This window comes from Nocardia aobensis NBRC 100429 (assembly GCF_000308375.1).
Lineage (GTDB): Bacteria > Actinomycetota > Actinomycetes > Mycobacteriales > Mycobacteriaceae > Nocardia > Nocardia aobensis.
On sequence record NZ_BAFQ01000150.1, the window covers coordinates 17,707 to 34,271 of the forward strand.

15 protein-coding genes are annotated in these 16,565 nt (G+C 67.5%); 7 read left to right on the forward strand and 8 right to left on the reverse strand.

The window, feature by feature from the left end; translation table 11 throughout:
* Window positions 1-33 precede the first annotated feature (33 nt).
* Complete coding sequence (locus tag RJ03_RS37265; RefSeq protein WP_157122189.1) at window positions 34-585, reverse strand: Rv3235 family protein; 552 nt, start codon at window positions 583-585, stop codon at window positions 34-36.
* A 172-nt stretch (window positions 586-757) separates the two neighbouring features.
* Between RJ03_RS37265 and RJ03_RS19630 the strand changes: the two genes are divergently transcribed.
* From RJ03_RS19630 to bluB, 6 genes are all read left to right on the forward strand, one after another.
* A complete protein-coding gene (locus tag RJ03_RS19630) occupies window positions 758-2,179 on the forward strand; it encodes a WS/DGAT/MGAT family O-acyltransferase (protein ID WP_036504528.1) in 1,422 nt (473 codons plus the stop codon).
* 40 nt (window positions 2,180-2,219) lie between these two features.
* A complete protein-coding gene (locus RJ03_RS19635) occupies window positions 2,220-2,771 on the forward strand; it encodes a DUF6912 family protein (protein WP_036504530.1) in 552 nt (183 codons plus the stop codon).
* An 84-nt stretch (window positions 2,772-2,855) separates the two neighbouring features.
* Entirely contained in the window at window positions 2,856-4,025 is a 1,170-nt protein-coding gene (locus tag RJ03_RS19640) for a ferredoxin reductase (protein ID WP_036504649.1), read from the forward strand.
* 221 nt (window positions 4,026-4,246) lie between these two features.
* Window positions 4,247-5,647 carry a fatty acid desaturase family protein gene (locus RJ03_RS19645; RefSeq protein WP_036504531.1) on the forward strand — a complete coding sequence of 467 codons (1,401 nt, stop codon included), beginning with the start codon at window positions 4,247-4,249 and terminating at the stop codon, window positions 5,645-5,647.
* A gap of 96 nt (window positions 5,648-5,743) precedes the next feature.
* Complete coding sequence (locus tag RJ03_RS19650; protein WP_036504532.1) at window positions 5,744-7,000, forward strand: fatty acid desaturase family protein; 1,257 nt, start codon at window positions 5,744-5,746, stop codon at window positions 6,998-7,000.
* 90 nt (window positions 7,001-7,090) lie between these two features.
* Complete coding sequence (gene bluB, locus RJ03_RS19655; RefSeq protein WP_036504534.1) at window positions 7,091-7,720, forward strand: 5,6-dimethylbenzimidazole synthase; 630 nt, start codon at window positions 7,091-7,093, stop codon at window positions 7,718-7,720.
* Window positions 7,721-7,729: 9 nt separating this feature from the next.
* Here bluB and RJ03_RS19660 read toward each other — a convergent pair whose 3' ends face one another.
* The 7 genes from RJ03_RS19660 to RJ03_RS19690 all read right to left on the reverse strand — a co-directional run bounded on the left by RJ03_RS19660 (window position 7,730) and on the right by RJ03_RS19690 (window position 15,959).
* A complete protein-coding gene (locus RJ03_RS19660) occupies window positions 7,730-9,022 on the reverse strand; it encodes an acetyl-CoA C-acyltransferase (protein ID WP_036504536.1) in 1,293 nt (430 codons plus the stop codon).
* Window positions 9,023-9,139: 117 nt separating this feature from the next.
* The gene (gene hpf, locus RJ03_RS19665; RefSeq protein WP_232329548.1) at window positions 9,140-9,769 is read right to left on the reverse strand and encodes a ribosome hibernation-promoting factor, HPF/YfiA family; all 630 of its coding nucleotides are present in this window, start codon (window positions 9,767-9,769) and stop codon (window positions 9,140-9,142) included.
* 368 nt (window positions 9,770-10,137) lie between these two features.
* The gene (locus tag RJ03_RS19670) at window positions 10,138-10,782 is read right to left on the reverse strand and encodes a ComF family protein (RefSeq protein WP_036504538.1); all 645 of its coding nucleotides are present in this window, start codon (window positions 10,780-10,782) and stop codon (window positions 10,138-10,140) included.
* A 45-nt stretch (window positions 10,783-10,827) separates the two neighbouring features.
* Window positions 10,828-12,633 (reverse strand): MtrAB system accessory lipoprotein LpqB, encoded by a 1,806-nt coding sequence (gene lpqB / locus RJ03_RS19675; RefSeq protein WP_036504539.1) that lies wholly within the window; start codon window positions 12,631-12,633, stop codon window positions 10,828-10,830.
* The gene (gene mtrB, locus RJ03_RS19680) at window positions 12,630-14,558 is read right to left on the reverse strand and encodes an MtrAB system histidine kinase MtrB (protein ID WP_167331989.1); all 1,929 of its coding nucleotides are present in this window, start codon (window positions 14,556-14,558) and stop codon (window positions 12,630-12,632) included. Before mtrB ends, lpqB begins: the two co-directional genes overlap by 4 nt.
* The gene (gene mtrA / locus RJ03_RS19685) at window positions 14,555-15,232 is read right to left on the reverse strand and encodes an MtrAB system response regulator MtrA (RefSeq protein ID WP_030515021.1); all 678 of its coding nucleotides are present in this window, start codon (window positions 15,230-15,232) and stop codon (window positions 14,555-14,557) included. The genes mtrB and mtrA overlap by 4 nt, the downstream gene beginning before the upstream one ends.
* A 79-nt stretch (window positions 15,233-15,311) precedes the next feature.
* The gene (locus RJ03_RS19690; protein WP_036504541.1) at window positions 15,312-15,959 is read right to left on the reverse strand and encodes a dTMP kinase; all 648 of its coding nucleotides are present in this window, start codon (window positions 15,957-15,959) and stop codon (window positions 15,312-15,314) included.
* Between the two features lie 165 nt (window positions 15,960-16,124).
* Between RJ03_RS19690 and RJ03_RS19695 the strand changes: the two genes are divergently transcribed.
* Window positions 16,125-16,499, forward strand: a complete 375-nt coding sequence (locus tag RJ03_RS19695; RefSeq protein ID WP_036504543.1) for a hypothetical protein — start codon at window positions 16,125-16,127, stop codon at window positions 16,497-16,499.
* Window positions 16,500-16,565: the final 66 nt, after the last annotated feature.

A 16,565-nucleotide genomic window follows, 5' to 3' on the forward strand; every position in this document is an offset into this window, starting at 1 on the left:
CGATCACACTTCGGGACGACACGCGCCCGGCGATCACCGCATGCGCAGGGCACTCATCCGCCAGTGTCCACGCCGCAGCACCAACCGCGCGGCGACGGCGAACCGGCGCTCCCCCCGCTCGTATCCGCCGCACACTTCCGCGGTGTGCCCGGTGACCTCCGCCAGTCTCACCGTGACGAGCACCGCCGTCCCGAGGCGGCGTTCCGCGGCGGCCGTGCGGGCGAGCGTTTCGACGGCGGCCAGCACGGTCGGCTCGACCACCGAACGCAGCTGCCCGAGCGGACGCCGGCCGTCGATGACCTCCAGCACCAGCCGCAGCGACTTCTCCGCGAAAGAAGCTGCAGCAGAACTATTTTCATCGCTTTCGGAAATCCGCCGCGGTGGCGGCGCACCGGCTCCGGAGCCCGGCGAGCGCCCGTCGTGGGCGGACCGGCGCGGTGCCCGCAGTCGCGGCACACCATGGTCGGCGGTCCCCCGATCGAGCGGCGTTCGATCACCGGAGCCTTTCGGATCCAACGGTGGTTCGAATAGCGGCGCGCGGCGGGCGCGGCGGGTGTATACCGGGCTTGCAGAAGACTCGAGCATTCGACACTCCCCCTGGTCGGCATGCTTGGGCACGGATCGAACCAGCATGCCATGTCCGGCATCCTCGAAGGCGGAATTCCGGCACCGACGCGACAAGTCCCACACAGTCCCGCGCGGAAGGTTTGTGTCACCCCACAATGGAGAGCGGCAACGGAGAGGAGCATCGGACAGCGTGATCACGAGACTGACGCCGCAGGACGCGTCGTTCTTCCGGCTCGAGTCGAGCAGCAATCCCATGCACATCGGCTCTCTCGCGATCGTGCGCGTCGCCCCCGAGGACCCCGGCGACGGCTCCTCGTGCGTGGACTATCAGACACTGCTGGACCTGGTCGACAGCCGGTTGTCGATGGTGCCGCGCTACCGCCGCAAGGTGCGCGAGGTGCCGTTCAAACTGGGTCGTCCGGTCTGGGTCGAGGACAGTCGCTTCGACCTCACCTATCACGTGCGACGTTCGGCGCTGCCGGCTCCGGGCTCCGACGAACAGCTCTACGAACTGGTCGGGCGGCTGTCCTCGCGAGCACTCGACCCGAGCCGGCCGCTGTGGGAGATGTACCTGATCGAAGGACTGTCCGGCGACCGCTGCGCGATCTTCACCAAAACCCATTCGGCGCTGGTCGACGGCGATACCGCACTCGAGATCGGGCACGTCATCCTCGACTCGGGGCCCGCGCCGCGGGTGGTCGCCACCGATACCTGGGTGGCTCACCGCGAACCCGGCGAGGTGGAACTGCTGGGCATGTCGCTGGCCGAAATGGCGACCCAGCCCGCGGCGGCGTGGGAAGTCGTGCGCGACGCCGGCGCCAACGCGTCCGCGGTGGTGGCCGCCGCGGGTAAGGCCGTCGACGCCGCCGTCAGCCGGGTGCGCGCGGCCGGGCGCACGGCACCGGACAGTCCCTTCAACACCTCGATCTCGCGATGCCGCCGATTCGATATCGCACGGACCGACCTCGAGGACTATCGCCGGATCCGAAGACACTTCGACTGCTCGATCAACGACGCCATTCTCGCCGTGGTGACCGGCGCCTTACGGATCTTCCTGCAGTCGCGGGGTGAGGTCCTGGTCGAATCGGCGGTGCTGCGAGCGGTGGTGCCGATGTCGGTCTACGTCGACGGGCCGCCCGACGACACGCTGCGCCCGGCGAGCGAGGTCTCCTCGTTCCTGATCGATCTGCCGGTGGGAGAGCAGAATCCGGTCATGCGGTTGTCGCACATCTCGCACGCCACGGCCGAGAATTCCCGGCACGGACGCGCGGTACGGGCGCGCACCCTGGTTCACATGGCCGGCTTCGCCCCGGCCAGCCTGCACGCGATGAGTGTGCGGGCGGCGAGTACGTTCGCAGAACACACATTCAATCTGGTGATCACCAACGCGCCGGGTCCGCAGCGGCCGATGTACATCGGCGGCGCACGGATGCTGGAGATGTATCCGGTATCGCCGTTGCTGCGCAATCAGGCGTCGAGCATCGGAATCACGTCCTACGACGGACGTGTGTTCTACGGTCTCAATGCCGACCGCGAGGCGATGGCCGATATCGCCGTACTGGCGGCGGCGGTGCGCGAATCCATGGAGGAGATGCTCGGTGCCTGCGTCTGATCAGGGCAAGCTACGCGTCTATGTCCCGGCCACCATCGCCATGCTCCGGGAATTGGTGGCGCAGCGCGAAATTCGCGCCGTCAACGACACCGCCTTCGCGGTCACCCCCGCGCTGCGCGAGGCATACGCCTCCGGCGACGACGAGGAACTGGCCGAGGTGGCGATGGGCGAGGCCGCGCGCGCATCGCTGCGACTGCTCGCCGAGGAACGCGAATCCGCGCTGCTGCAGGCCGACGACGACGCCGAGCCCGCCGGCACCGATCCCGACGCTCCCGCCGAGGACGGCGGATCGTCGTATTCGGCCCCGGTCTATCGCCGTGCCGTGATCGCCGCCGATGTGACGGGCACGACCCTGCGCCCGGATCTCGACGATGCGGTGGTCCGGCTGTCCGGGCCGATCACCTACCAGCGCATCGCCTCGGTGCACGTCGACCTGGCCGAGGCCGAACCGCAGGTCGCCAAGGCCGTCGACGTCATCGATGCGGCCGATCTGGGCGATCCGGACGCGGAATTCGTGCTGGGCGACGCGGAGGATCACCAGCTGGCTTGGTATGCGGCACAGGAGTTGCCGTTCCTGCTCGACCTCCTCTGATCCGCCCGCTAACCTACGATGCCGTAACCTTGGCTCGAAGGGTGCGCCGCAGGCGCGTGATCACAGGAAATGAGCATTCGCACGATGGTGTCGAAATCGGTACAAGGCCTGCGGGCATGGCTCGAGGCCCCCGTCGCCGACGCGAAGATGGCCGGACGCACGCGCCTGGACGCGCTGCGCGGAGCGGCCGCCCGCATCACCACCCCGCTGCTGCCCGACGATTATCTGCATCTGGTGAATCCGCTGTGGTCGGCGCGGGAGCTGCGCGGACGGATCGTCGAAGTCCGCAAGGAGACCGCGGATTCGGTGACCCTGGTGATCAAGCCGGGCTGGGGTTTCGACTTCACCTTCACCCCCGGCCAGTACATCGGCATCGGTGTCCTGGTCGACGGACGCTGGCACTGGCGGTCGTATTCGCTGACCTGCCCGCCGGACTGGACCGCCCCGGACAACCGCGCCGAACGGGTGATCTCGATCGCGGTGAAGGCGATGCCGGAGGGCTTCCTGTCCAGCCACCTGGTCAACGGCGTGCCGCAGGGCACGGTCGTCCGTCTGGCCGCGCCGCAGGGCGGGTTCGTGCTGCCGGAGCCGCCGCCGGCGAAGGTGTTGTTCATCACCGCGGGCAGCGGCATCACCCCGGTGATGGCCATGCTGCGGACCATGGACCGCCGCGCCGCCGACCGCACCGACGGCGACGCGATGGACGACATCGTGCACATCCATTCCGCCCGGACCGCCGAGGACGTCATGTTCGGCGCGGAACTGCGGGCGCTGCACGACAAGCATCCGGGTTTCACCGCCCATATCCACCTCACCGGTGAGCAGGGTAAATTCGATCTGGCCGATCTCGATGCGCGGTTCCCGGACTGGCGCGAGCGCGAGACCTGGGCCTGCGGTCCGGCCGGGCTGCTCAACGATGTCGAAAAGCATTGGGCCGCCGCGGGTATCAGCGACAAACTGCATGTCGAGCGGTTCGAGGTGGAACGGTCGGCGATCGGCGAGGGCGGCACCGTCACCTTCGCCCGCACTGATCGCAGCACGGAGGTCGACGGCGCCACCAGCCTGCTCGAGGCCGGTGAGGCGGCGGGCGTGCAGATGCCGTTCGGCTGCCGGATGGGTATCTGCCAGACCTGCGTGGTCACCCTGACCGACGGGCATGTGCGCGATCTGCGCAACGGCGCCGAACATCAGGCCGGGGAGAAGGTGCAGACCTGCATCTCGGCCGCGGCTGGAGACTGCACCCTGGACGTGTGAGTCGCGTTCCGGTGGTGTTCACCCGCTGGCCCCGCGGCGGCGCGAGCGATCACCACCGGTAACCGATACCCTGAAGAGGACCAGACCGAGACCTCCCACCGAAGCGCAGCGGAGGCGACCGCACCGAAGCGCAGCGGAGGCAATCCGATACCGGCCCGCCGACGCGAGGCAGAGGCATTCATTTCGAAACCGCCGGAGCGAAGCGGAGGCATTGCAGGACCGTGGCCATCACCGACATCAAGGCGTATTCGCATCTGACGGCTGCCGATATCGAGACACTGGGGCAGGAACTCGACACCATCCGCCGCACGGTTGAGCAATCGCTGGGTGAGCGCGACGCCGCCTACATCCGGCGCACCATTCGCGCCCAGCGCACGCTCGAGGCCGCGGGCAGGGCGGTCCTGTTCGCCGGCCGCAACAAATGGGCCTGGGTCGCCGGCACCGCGATGTTGTCGGTCGCCAAGATCATCGAGAACATGGAGCTCGGGCACAACATCAGCCACGGGCAATGGGATTGGATGAACGACCCGGAGATCCACTCCACCAGCTGGGAGTGGGATATGACCGGAACCTCCGGGCAATGGAAACGGGCGCACAACTTCTCGCATCACACCTATACCAACATCGTCGGCATGGACGACGACGTGGGCTTCGGCATCCTGCGCATGACCCGCGACGAAGAGTGGAAGCCGATCAATCTCGCGCAGCCGGTGGCGAATCTGATCCTGGCCGCGCTCTTCGAGTGGGGTATCGCCCTGCACGATCTCAAGATCGAGAAACTGCAGGCCGGAGTTCCGCGCAGCGATCTGCTGTCCGAACCCAACCGGCAGTTCCTGCGCAAGGCCGGCCGCCAGGTCGCCAAGGACTTCGTGGTCTTCCCGCTGCTGAGCGGCCCGGGCTGGAAGGCGACACTGAAGGCCAACGCGACCGCCAATCTGATCCGCAATCTGTGGGCGTACGCGGTGATCTTCTGCGGGCATTTCCCGGACGGCGCCGAGAAATTCACCCAGGAACAGTTCGCGGACGAGACCCGGGCGGAATGGTATCTGCGGCAGATGCTGGGCAGTGCCAACTTCCAGGCCGGCCCGGCGATGGCGTTCATGAGTGGCAACCTCTGCTACCAGATCGAGCACCATCTCTTTCCGGACATTCCGAGCAATCGGTATCCGGAGATCGCCGAGCAGGTCCGTCAACTCTGCGACAAATACGACTTGCCGTACACCACGGGGTCGCTGGGCAAACAATATGCGCTGGCGTTCCGCACGATTCACAAACTGGCGCTGCCCGATCGATTCCTCCGCCGTACCGCCGACGACGCCCCGGAGACGTCGTCGGAACGCAAATTCTCGCTGCTGCCCCGTCCGTTTCCGGCCGGTACCGAGGAGCCGCTGTTCGGTGTCGACCCCCTCACCGGGCGGCGACAGGGATTGCGGTCGGCACTGGTCGATGCCAAGGCCGCATTGCGCGAGAAGGCCCGGCAGGAAAAGGCGGCGCTGCGCGAGGCGAAGCTCGCCCTGCAGGAAAAAGCTCGGGCCGAAAAGCAGATACTCCGACGCCGCGGACTGCGCGGACGAGCGACTGTTCGGGTCCGGTTGCGGCAACAACGAAAGCGACTAACCTAAGCCATATCGGGCACGATCACAATGCGGTATACGCCACAGTTGTAATCCGATCCGGAGATAACCTACGGGACCGTAACCTACGGTAGTGTAACCAGCATGGCGATCTCGGATGTCAAGGAATACGCCCACCTCACCCCCGAGGATGTGGAAGCGATCGGCGCGGAGCTGGATGCGATTCGCCGTGAAATCGAAGCCTCCCGAGGCGAGACCGACGCCCGCTACATCCGCAACGTGATCCGTTTGCAGCGCGCCCTGGAAATCGGGGGTCGCGCAACGCTGTTCGCCAGTTTCCTACCGCCGGCCTGGCTGGCCGGCACGGCGATGTTGTCGGCCGCCAAGATCATCGAGAACATGGAGATCGGCCACAACGTCATGCACGGCCAGTGGGACTGGATGAACGATCCGGAGATCCACTCCTCCAACTGGGAGTGGGACAACGCCGGCCCGTCCGAACACTGGAAGATCACGCACAACTACCTGCACCACAAGTACACCAACGTGCTGGGTATGGACGACGACATCGGCTACGGCCTGCTGCGCGTGACGCGCGATCAGCGGTGGTCGCCGTTCTATCTCGGGCAACCGGTCTACAACCTGCTGCTGCAGATGTTCTTCGAATACGGCGTGGCGATCCAGCATTTGGAGCTGGGCAAGGTCGCGAAGAAGAAGTGGGCGCCCGATTCGCCGGAACGCCGGCAATTCGAGCAGGACCGCAAGCTCGTGCTGAAGAAGGTCGGCAAGCAGGCGGCCAAGGATTACCTGATCTTCCCGTTGCTGACCGGACCGGCCTTCCTGTCCACGCTGACGGCCAATATCACCGCCAATATCGTCCGCAATGTGTGGACCAACGCGGTGATCTTCTGCGGCCACTTCCCCGACGGCGCGGAGAAGTTCACCAAGGGCGATGTGCTCAACGAAACGCAGGGCGAGTGGTACCTGCGTCAGATGCTGGGCAGCGCCAATATCACCGGCGGCGCGGTCATGCATTTCATGACCGGCAACCTCTCCCATCAGATCGAGCACCACCTGTTCCCGGACCTGCCGAGCAACCGGCTGCGGGCCATCGCCGTGCGGGTGCGGGAATTGTGCGACAAATACGATCTGCCCTACACCAGCGGCTCGCTGCCGGTGCAGTACGCGAAGTCGTGGCGCACCATCATCAAGCTGTCGGTGCCCAACAAATATCTGCGGCGCGGCACCGACGACGCCCCCGAAACCAAATCCGAGCGCGCGTTCGGCGGCATCGGCACGGTCGACCCGGTGACCGGGCGCCGGCGCGGGTTGCGCACCGCGCTGAAGGAAGGCAAGCGCCGGGTGGCGGAACGTCGGCAGACGGTCGGCTCGGCCGCCTGAGGCGATCACCGAACGCGAAGGGGCTCCGCGGAGACGATCTCCGCGGAGCCCCTTTCGTCTGCCGGTGTCCGGGCCTGATTGACTGAACCGGTGTCACCGCAAGAAGCCAGCATCTATGACGTGATCCGGCGGCGCCGCGATGTGCGTGCCGAATTCACCGGAGATCTCGTCGACGATGCGACCCTGCTCCGAATCCTGGACGCGGCCCACCGCGCACCCAGCGTCGGCAATTCGCAGCCGTGGGACTTCGTCGTCGTGCGGGACCCGGCGACATTGGCGCGGTTCGCCACACACGTCGCCGAGAAGCGCATCGAATTCCGGGATTCGCTGCCACCGGAGCGAGCCCGTACCTTCGAACCGATCAAGATCGAGGGCATTACCGAGAGCGGGACCGGGATCGTTGTCACCCACGACGACAGTCGCGGCGGACCGCAGATCCTCGGTCGCGCGACGGTGCCCGAAACCGGTTTGTATTCCACCGTTCTCGCGATCCAGAACCTGTGGCTGGCCGCCACCGCCGAAGGGGTGGGCGTCGGCTGGGTGAGCTTCTACGACGCCCCCTTCCTCACCGACTTGATCGAGCTGCCCGCCGGCATCCGTCCCGTCGCGTGGCTGTGTGTCGGCCCCGTGCACGAATTCCAGCACACGCCGGATCTGGAACGGTTCGGCTGGCGCGACCGGCGTCCACTCGACGACGCGATCCACTGGGAGCGGTACTAGCCCCCCGCCTTACACCCGTTCGAGGACGGCGGACGCGCCGTGCCCGCCCGCGGCACAGATGCCCAGCAGCGCGGTGCTCTTCCCGGTGAGTGCCAGCTCGTTGGCCATGGTCGTCACCATGCGGGCGCCGGTGGCGCCGAACGGGTGGCCGAGCGAGACCGAACCGCCGTGCACGTTGAGAATCTCCGGGTCGATCTCGCCGACGGCACTGTCGCGGTCCAGCCGCGATTTCGCCCATGTGTCGCTGCCGAGCGCGGACACCACCGACAGGGTCTGAGCGGCGAAGGCCTCGTGGATATCGACGAAATCCATGTCCGACAGGGCCAGGCCGGCCTTGTCGAGCGCCCGCGGCATGGAGATGGCGGGACCGATCAACACCTGATCGGACGGATCGACGCTCACGAAACTCCAGGACCGGAAGGCCGCCAGCGGTTCGAAACCGAGAGCGCGCGCCTTCTCTTCGCTCATCAGCAGCACCGCGGCGGCGCCGTCGGTGAGCGGGCTGGCGTTGCCCGCCGTCACCGTGCCGTCGCGCCGGAAAACCGGGGCGAGGGTCGCCAGCTTCTCCACACTGGTGTTCGCGCGCACGAGCCCGTCTCGGGTGACCGTCTTCCCGTCCGCGGTGGCGACCGGAAGGACCTCCCGGTCGAACCGGCCGGATTCGATCGCCGCCGCCGCGCGATGGTGCGAGCGGGCGGCGAAGACGTCCTGTCCTTCCCGGGTGATGCCGTGGATGCGGGCCATCTTCTCCGCCGACTCCCCCATCACCTCGCCGGTGGTGCGCTCGGCGATCTTCGGGCGTCGCGGCAGCAGATCCGTGAACGGCGCCAGCTGCGCCACCGCGGACAGGTAATCTTTCGGCTTCGGCTTGCCCAGGGCCAGCGGCGCGGCCGCGTGCACCATCTTCTGCGGCAGCTTCACCTCGGCATTACTGGTCGAATCGCTGCCGCCGGCGACCATGATGTCGTATTCGCCGCGCTCGATGGCGGCCGCCGCCGCGGTCACGGCCTGCAGGCCGGAGGCGCAGGCGCGAGTCACGGTGTAGCCCTCGCAACCGTGATCGAGGCCCAGATCCAAGGCGATCTCGCGCGCGACGTTGGGCGCCGCGCTCGGCAGGATCACCCCGCCCCACACCATCGCCTGCACCTGATCCTTGGGCAGCCCGGTCCGCTCGAGCAGACCGCCGACCGCCAGGACACCCAGGTCGATGGTGTCCATTCGGGTGTAGTCGGTGAAGGCGCGCAGGAACGGGGTGCGAGCGCCGGCGACGATGACGGCGCGACGAGAACGCTTGGTGGCCATGCCCTTACAGTAGGGCGAGCAAGATTCCGATACAAGGTGTCACGGTAATCTCGCCGGTCCGGTGAACGGCGAACGGCCGGGGCGTTGCGGCCCCGGCCGTCCGGCTTCCGACACTCGCTACGCCAGCCTGATCAACCCGTAGTCGAAGGCATGGCGGCGGTACACCACCGACGGACGATCGGTCTCGCGGTCGTGGAAGAGGAAGAAGTCGTGGCCGACGAGCTCCATCTGATACAGGGCGTCGTCCACCGACATCGGAGTCGCGGAATGGACCTTGGTGCGCACGATATGCCCCGGTCCGGCGTACTCGCCCGATTCGGTATCGGTGCGGTCGGCCGACTCGGATCCGTCGGCGCCGGCGGGCAGGGTGTCTTCCACCAGGGCGGCCGTCGCCTCGGCGACCGATACCGGCGTCTTCTCTCCGTAGTGCACCCGGCGGCGGTCCTTGCTGCGCCGCAATCGGGCCTCGAGTTTGACCACCGCGGACTCCAGTGCGCCGTAGAAGCTGTCGGCACAGGCTTCGGCCCGGACCACCGGGCCCTTGCCGCGCACGGTGATCTCGACACGCTGACAGTTCTTGCGCTGGCGGCGGTTTCGTTCGTGGAACAGCTCGACATCGAAAAGGTAGATCGACGGGTCGAAACGTTCCAAGCGGGAGAGTCGGTCCGCGACGTGAATGCGGAAATGATCGGGTACCTCGACGTTACGTCCCTTGACCACGACGTCCGCATCGGGCGTCCGAGGCACATCCGAAATAGTCTGTTCGGCTCCGTTCAGTTCATCGGAACCCAGCTGGGTGCCCGTACCGGTCGAGGGATCTGCTTCTTTCACTGAAGGTCGTGAAGTCGTCACGCGTACCTCCCGGATCTGGCCGCACAACCGAATCATGTGCGGCGGGTTAGCAACCGCACCGAGCCGGACGAAGAGAGGGTTGCGCGGGATTCGGAAAGGGCTTGCAGACTGCCACCCGTGGCCCGCCACTCATGCCGGAAAGCTCGGTACGAAGTCGTCCGAGTCGCCACCTCCAAACTCTGGGTTCGGGTGTCAGATCGCTCTGTCAGCAACGCTATTACGCCGACGATCGGTCCGCCACTGTTCACGCAAATTTCTCCGACTCACGCGGCGCATGTCACCATCACGGCACGCACGTTCACCCCCGCGCCGGCCAGTACCCGCACCGATTCCGCCGCGGTCGCCCCCGTGGTGAGGACATCGTCCACCAGCACGATGTCGGCGGCCGCCAGGGTGACCAGCACCGAGGTCGATTCGATGCGGCCGGCGATCCGGCCCGCCAGGTTGTCCCGGCGTGCCCGCGCGCTCAATCCGACCGAGTCGCGCACCCCACCCCGCGCCCACAGCACGGGTGCGAGATGGCAATCGGACAGCCAACCGGTCGCGACGCGCGCCGTCCGCAGCACCGGATCACCCCCGCGGCGGCGTGCCGCGACCCGGCGACTCGGCGCCGGGACCAGAATCAGCGGACGGCCGGGAGCGCGCAGCAGGCCCAGGCCGCGGGCCAGTGCGCGGCCCAGCGGTGCGGCCAGATCCCGGCGGCCCGATTCCTTGGCCGCCACCACCGCGCGCCGCGCCGGCCCCGCGTATCCGCTCAACGCCCAGCACGGCACCCCCGGATCGGTGCGCGGCCACACCCGCATCGGCCCCGCGCTCAGGGCCGCGGCACATTCCTCGCACCATCCGGTTCCGGCCGATCCACATCCCCCGCAGTACTGCGGCAGGACCAAATCCAGCAGCGTCCGCATCGGCCCAGTGTGGCCGAGGGCACCGACACCCAGCGCGTGTGGCGACTAGCCCGGCAACACCGGAATCGCGTTGGCGCCCAGGCCCTGGACCTCTCGCCAGAAGCGTTCCGTATTGGGCTCCACCGATTGCAGCTGCATGACCGCGCGGGAATCGGCGACGTACTGGTCGTCCGGGGAGGCGCTGACCACGCGCACCGGGGTGGTCAGGTTCCGGCTGGTGAACGGATTCGGCTGCGATCCGTCGATGACGACCGACTGCACCGGATCGACGCTGCCCTCGCGGGCCACGATCAGGGTGTCGGCGCCGAGCCAGTCGGCCGAGACCGCGGGCGTGCTGAGGCTCACCGCCACCGGCTGCGGCGACGTGAGCGCGTACTTCCCGTCGCCCCTGGGCACCACCACCGCGACATAGACCTTGCCGCCGATGATCATCGCCGCCCGCGCGCCGGTGCGTGAGATCCGCAGTTCGGTGATGGGCAGCCGCGGCGGAACCGATCCGGAGGAACTGGCCGGCGCCACCGCGAACAAGTCCGAGGAGTCGACGTCCTGGACCGACACATTGCCGTTGGCCTGGTCGTGCACGGCCCGGATGACGCGGTTGCCGTCCACGACCACCCACGCCGATCCACCGTCGAAGGCCCACGACGGCCGCGTGAAGCTGTTGCCCTGGGCCACCGGGAACGCCGTGCCGTCATAGCTGCCGATGATCAACGTCTGCGCCGGAGCCGGCGCGGGCTGGCCGCTGTCGGCCACCGCCGCGACGAGTTTGCCGTCCTCGGACAGACCGACCGACTGCAGATTGCGTGCGGCCCCGAAATATCCGGGTACGGGCACGACGGAGGTGTCGGTCACCTTCATCAGCGCGCCGTCGCGCACCACGTGCAGCCCGATCTTGTTGTGTGCGCGGTTGATCACGTTGTAGTTGCCGACGTCGGCGACCGACCAGCCGGATTCCGCATGCCGTTCGTCGAGCGGCTTTCCGTCGCCGAACAAGAAGTACGGGCCCAGGATGTCGGCGCTCGACAGGGTCAGCACCACCTGGGCGGCCAGCAGTTCCCTGCTGTGTGGATCAAGTCCCCCGGTGCCGGTGAGGTCGACCCGGACGCCGCCGAGGCCCACGCCCACACCCTCCACGTCGCCGTTGGCCTTGCTGATGCCACGCACGGTCACCGGATCGGCCAGTACGTTGCGCACGGCGGGCGCGAGGGCCTGCTGCGGCCCCTGCGAGAGCAGCGACAGCAGGACCTTGGTGAGCTGCTCCTTCCGAGCCGAGACCCACCGTAGGTCCGGCACCATCGCGGTCCCCTCCGGGTTGGCGAAGTTCACCGTGAAGCGCCGATAGGACTTGTAGAAGGCATTGCTGTCTATCGCGACGCCCGCGGGCAGGTCGTCGATGCGCCACTCGCCGCCGACCTTGGTCATCTCGATCTTGCTCTCGAGCAGGTTGTCCACCGGGCTGTAGGCGCCGTCGGCTTCCAGCTGCCCGACCTTGCGGGCGCGGATCTGATAGGTCGCCGTATTGTCCGACCGCGATTCGCGCAGCGTATCCGGCTTGTCGACGATGACCGTACTGGCCGTGTCGTCCCAGCTCTGTGCGGCCGCCGGGGTGAGGTACTGCCGAGCCGTCCGATGATGGTCGGTCGGGTCGGCGGTCGCCTCCAGGAAGTCGTGCAGCAGCAGATCCGGGTCGCGCCCGACGATCGGCGGATGCGGGCCGGTCGAGGTGGGTTCGTGGTTGAGCGTGCCCAGCGCCTGCGGAGCCGAGGAATCGGGCAGATTGGCGCAGCCTGTGAGAACCAGCACGCAGCTGAACAGCGCGGCGAGCAGCGTTGCCAGACGGGTGCGGTTCATGGATTGATGTCCTCTTTGTCGGCGAGTGCGGTGTCGTCCGAACCGCCCGCGCTCTCCCCCGCCGGTTTCGGCGATCTCCGCTCGGTCGCCGGTTCACCCTCCGGCGATTCCGGTGAGTCCTCGTCCGCCGGCGTCGTACGGGCCGACGGTTCGTCATCGGCATTCGCTTCGACGGTACCGGGAACGCCCGCCGCGCCGTCGGGCCCATCGTCCGGCGGACGGCTCGCCGCCGAGTCGGGCGAATCACCCGCCGGATCGGTTTCCGGGGCCGGATCCACCGGTTCGCCCGCCGCGTCCACCGAACCTGCGGGCAGTTCGGCCAGCCGCCGCTTGGGCGGTTCCAGCGACAGGGGGCTCGCACCGAGTTTGCGTCCGCGCACCAGCGGCAGGGTCAGGCGGAAGCTCGCGCCCGCGCCGGGTTCACCCCAGGCCTCGAGCCGTCCGTCGTGCAGATTCGCATCCTCGACACTGATCGACAGACCGAGGCCGGTACCGCCGGAACGCCGCATCCGCGAGGGATCGGACCGCCAGAAGCGATTGAAGACCAGCTTCTCCTCGCCGGGCCGTAGTCCGACGCCCTGATCGCGCACCACCATCGCGACGGCGTTGGCGTCGACGTCGCCGCGCATCCGGATGAGGACAGGTTTGCCCTCGCTGTGGTCGATGGCGTTGGCGAGCAGATTGCGCAGTACGCGTTCCACGCGGCGCGGATCGACCTCCGCGACCAGCGGTTCCTCGGGCAGATCCACCACCAGTTCGCAGCCGGATTCCTTGGCCAGATGCCGGACCGTGGAGACCGCCGCCCGCGCGCACATCCGCACGTCCAGCGATTCGATCTGCAATTCGGCCACACCGGCGTCGTGGCGGCTGATCTCGAGCAGGTCGTTGAGCAGACCCTCGAACCGGTCCAGCTCGGTCACCAGCAGTTCGGCACTGCGTGCCAGCGCCGGATCGAGTTCGTCGCTGGAACCGTGGATGAGGTCGGCGGCCATCCGCACCGTGGTGAGCGGGGTCCGCAGTTCGTGGCTGACATCGGAGGTGAAGCGGCGTTGCAGGTTGCCGAATTCCTCGAGCTGGGTGATCTGATTGGACAGACTTTCGGCCATCTCGTTGAACGACATGGCGAGTCTGGCCATATCGTCCTCACCCCGGACCAGCATCCGCTCCTTGAGGCGGCCGTCGGCGAAGCGTCCGGCGATGCGGGCGGCCGAGCGGATCGGCAACACCACCTGCCGGGCCACCAGCGCGGTGATCGCGGCCAGCAACAGCAGCAGCACGATGCCGCCGATCAGCATGGTGCCGCGCATCAGGCTCAGGCTGCGCTGCTCGTTGTTGAGCGGGAAGATCAGATAGACCTCGAGGGTCGGCACTTCCGAGCTCGGGCTGCCGATGATCAGCGCCGGCCCGCGATATCCGTCCGGATCCGAGATCGTCGCGAACTGGTAACTCACCTGGTTCTGCTGGACGAACCGGCGCAACTCGGCGGGAACCTCCAGCATCGGCCCGGCGGTCACCTCCTGCTGGCCGTCGCCGACCATCGCCAGGGCGACGTTGTAGGTTCCGGCCCCGCCGGTGGAGGAACTGCCGCTGCCGGTGGAGAGTGCGCGCACGGCGTCCTGCAACCGGACCGCCTGGGTGCTCGAATCGGAGACGCCCGTCAGCTGCGCCTCGACGGTATTGCGGGCGCGGCCCATCTCCTCAACGGCCGCATTGACTTTCGCGTCCAGGAGGCGGTCGGTGATCTGACTGGTCAGCACCACACCGAGGATCGTGATGACGATCAGCGACAGGGTGAGCGTGGAAACCACCACGCGCAACTGCAGCGATCGCCGCCACGTGTGGCCCAGCGATTCTCCGACGGATTTGAACCAGGCCACCACAGCTGCCAGCAGCCGCTCGACGCGGCTTCTGGAGCCTGCGATCACGGCGGTCCGGCCTTGTAGCCCACGCCACGAACGGTCAGCACGATCTCAGGGTTCTCGGGATCCTTCTCGACCTTGGCCCGCAGTCGCTGCACGTGCACGTTCACCAGGCGGGTGTCGGCCGCGTGCCGGTAACCCCACACCTGCTCGAGCAGCACCTCGCGGGTGAAGACCTGCCGCGGTTTGCGCGCCAGGGCCACCAGCAGATCGAACTCGAGCGGGGTCAGCGAGATCTGCTGACCGCTGCGGGTCACCTTGTGGGCCGGTACGTCGATGACGATGTCGGCGATCGACAGGAGTTCGGCCGGCTCGTCGTCGGTACGGCGCAACCGCGCCCGCACCCGCGCGACCAGCTCCTTCGGCTTGAAGGGTTTGACGATGTAGTCGTCGGCACCCGATTCCAAGCCCAGGACGACGTCGACCGTATCGGTCTTGGCCGTCAACATCACGATCGGCACACCGGAATCGGCGCGCAGCACCCGGCACACGTCGATACCGTTCATGCCCGGAAGCATGAGGTCGAGCAGCACCAGATCCGGGCGTAATTCCCGGACCGCGGTGAGCGCCTGCGTGCCGTCGCCGACCACATGGGGGTCGAAACCCTCGCCGCGCAAGACGATCGTGAGCATCTCGGCGAGCGCCATATCGTCGTCGACGACCAGAATCTTCGGCTTCATAATTACTATGTTGTCATCTCTCCGGCTCGGAACGGGCAACCACGCCAACACTGGTTACATTACCGACGCACATGCCACCCTATCGGCCAATCATTTCCGCCAGTCGTTCGGTGAGTCGGACCGGATCGTCCTGCGGCGCATGGACCCACCACGGCCCGTGCCACCGCGATTCGGCCAACACACGATAGACCGCCGCCGTACGCTCCTGCAGCGATATATCTCGTTCGTAGGCGTCGAGCGCGCGGGCGGTGTCGAGTTCACCTCGGCGCCGGGCGCGTTCGATCGCCAGCTCAATCGGCACGTCGAGCAGCACCTGGATATCGGGCACCGGCAGTTCGAACCGGCCGAACTCCAATTCCGCTACCCACGAACTCGTTTCGCCGTCCGCCTGTTCGCCCGCCCGCGCGGCGCTGTAGGCGGCATTGGAGGCGACATACCGATCGAGCAGCACAATATCGTTGTCCGCCAACAGTTTCGACAACTCGTCGCGGGCCTCGGCGCGATCCAGGGCGAACAGCAGCGCCATCACGCTCACGGATGCGGCCACATCGCCGTGCCGGCCACGCAGCGCCTCGGCCGCCAGATCCGCGTGGATCGACCGGCCGTAGCGCGGGAAGGCCAGCGTGTCCACGCGCAGCCCGCGGTCGCGCAGGCCCGCGACGACGGCGTCGATCAACGTCCGCTTACCCGCGCCGTCGAGGCCCTCTACCGCGATGAGTGCACCCATAACGTGCAGGTTACAACTTTTGCGTCCGCCCTGTTCCACGCACCCGCGCGCGTTATCAGAAACGCCAACGTTTCATAAGGCACTACTTTTGGGGGCATCACACCGGATAACGGCCGCGACGCCGCGCGGGATGAAGGAAGCGTCCCGAAAACAGGAAGGCGCCCCATGCTCATCTCTCGTGTATTACGTACCGCCGCAGCGACTCTCGCGATCACCGCGGGTCTCGCCGCCGGTGTCGCGGCGGCCGCACCGCTCCCGCTCGAGCCGGCCGCCCCGGTCGCGGGCACCTCCGGAAGCGCGGATTCGGCCACCGACGGGGGCGCCGGCAGCAGCCTCATCGACCTGGTGAAACTGCTCGGCCAGATCAGCCACGGATGCACCCCGGGCACCGTCTGTGCCGCCGCGACGACAGTCCGGACGCCGGAGGCGAACACCGCGATCGCCGACACGCCGCTCGGATCCGGCTCGGCGAGCGGTTCGAACGAGCCGGGCTCGGTGCTGTGCTGGTTGCTCCACCCCAGCCCCACCTGCCAGATCTGAGCGTTCGCGACGCACGAGACGGACGTCCCGCCGGGCTCGAAAGCACCGGCGGGACAACCGTTTCCG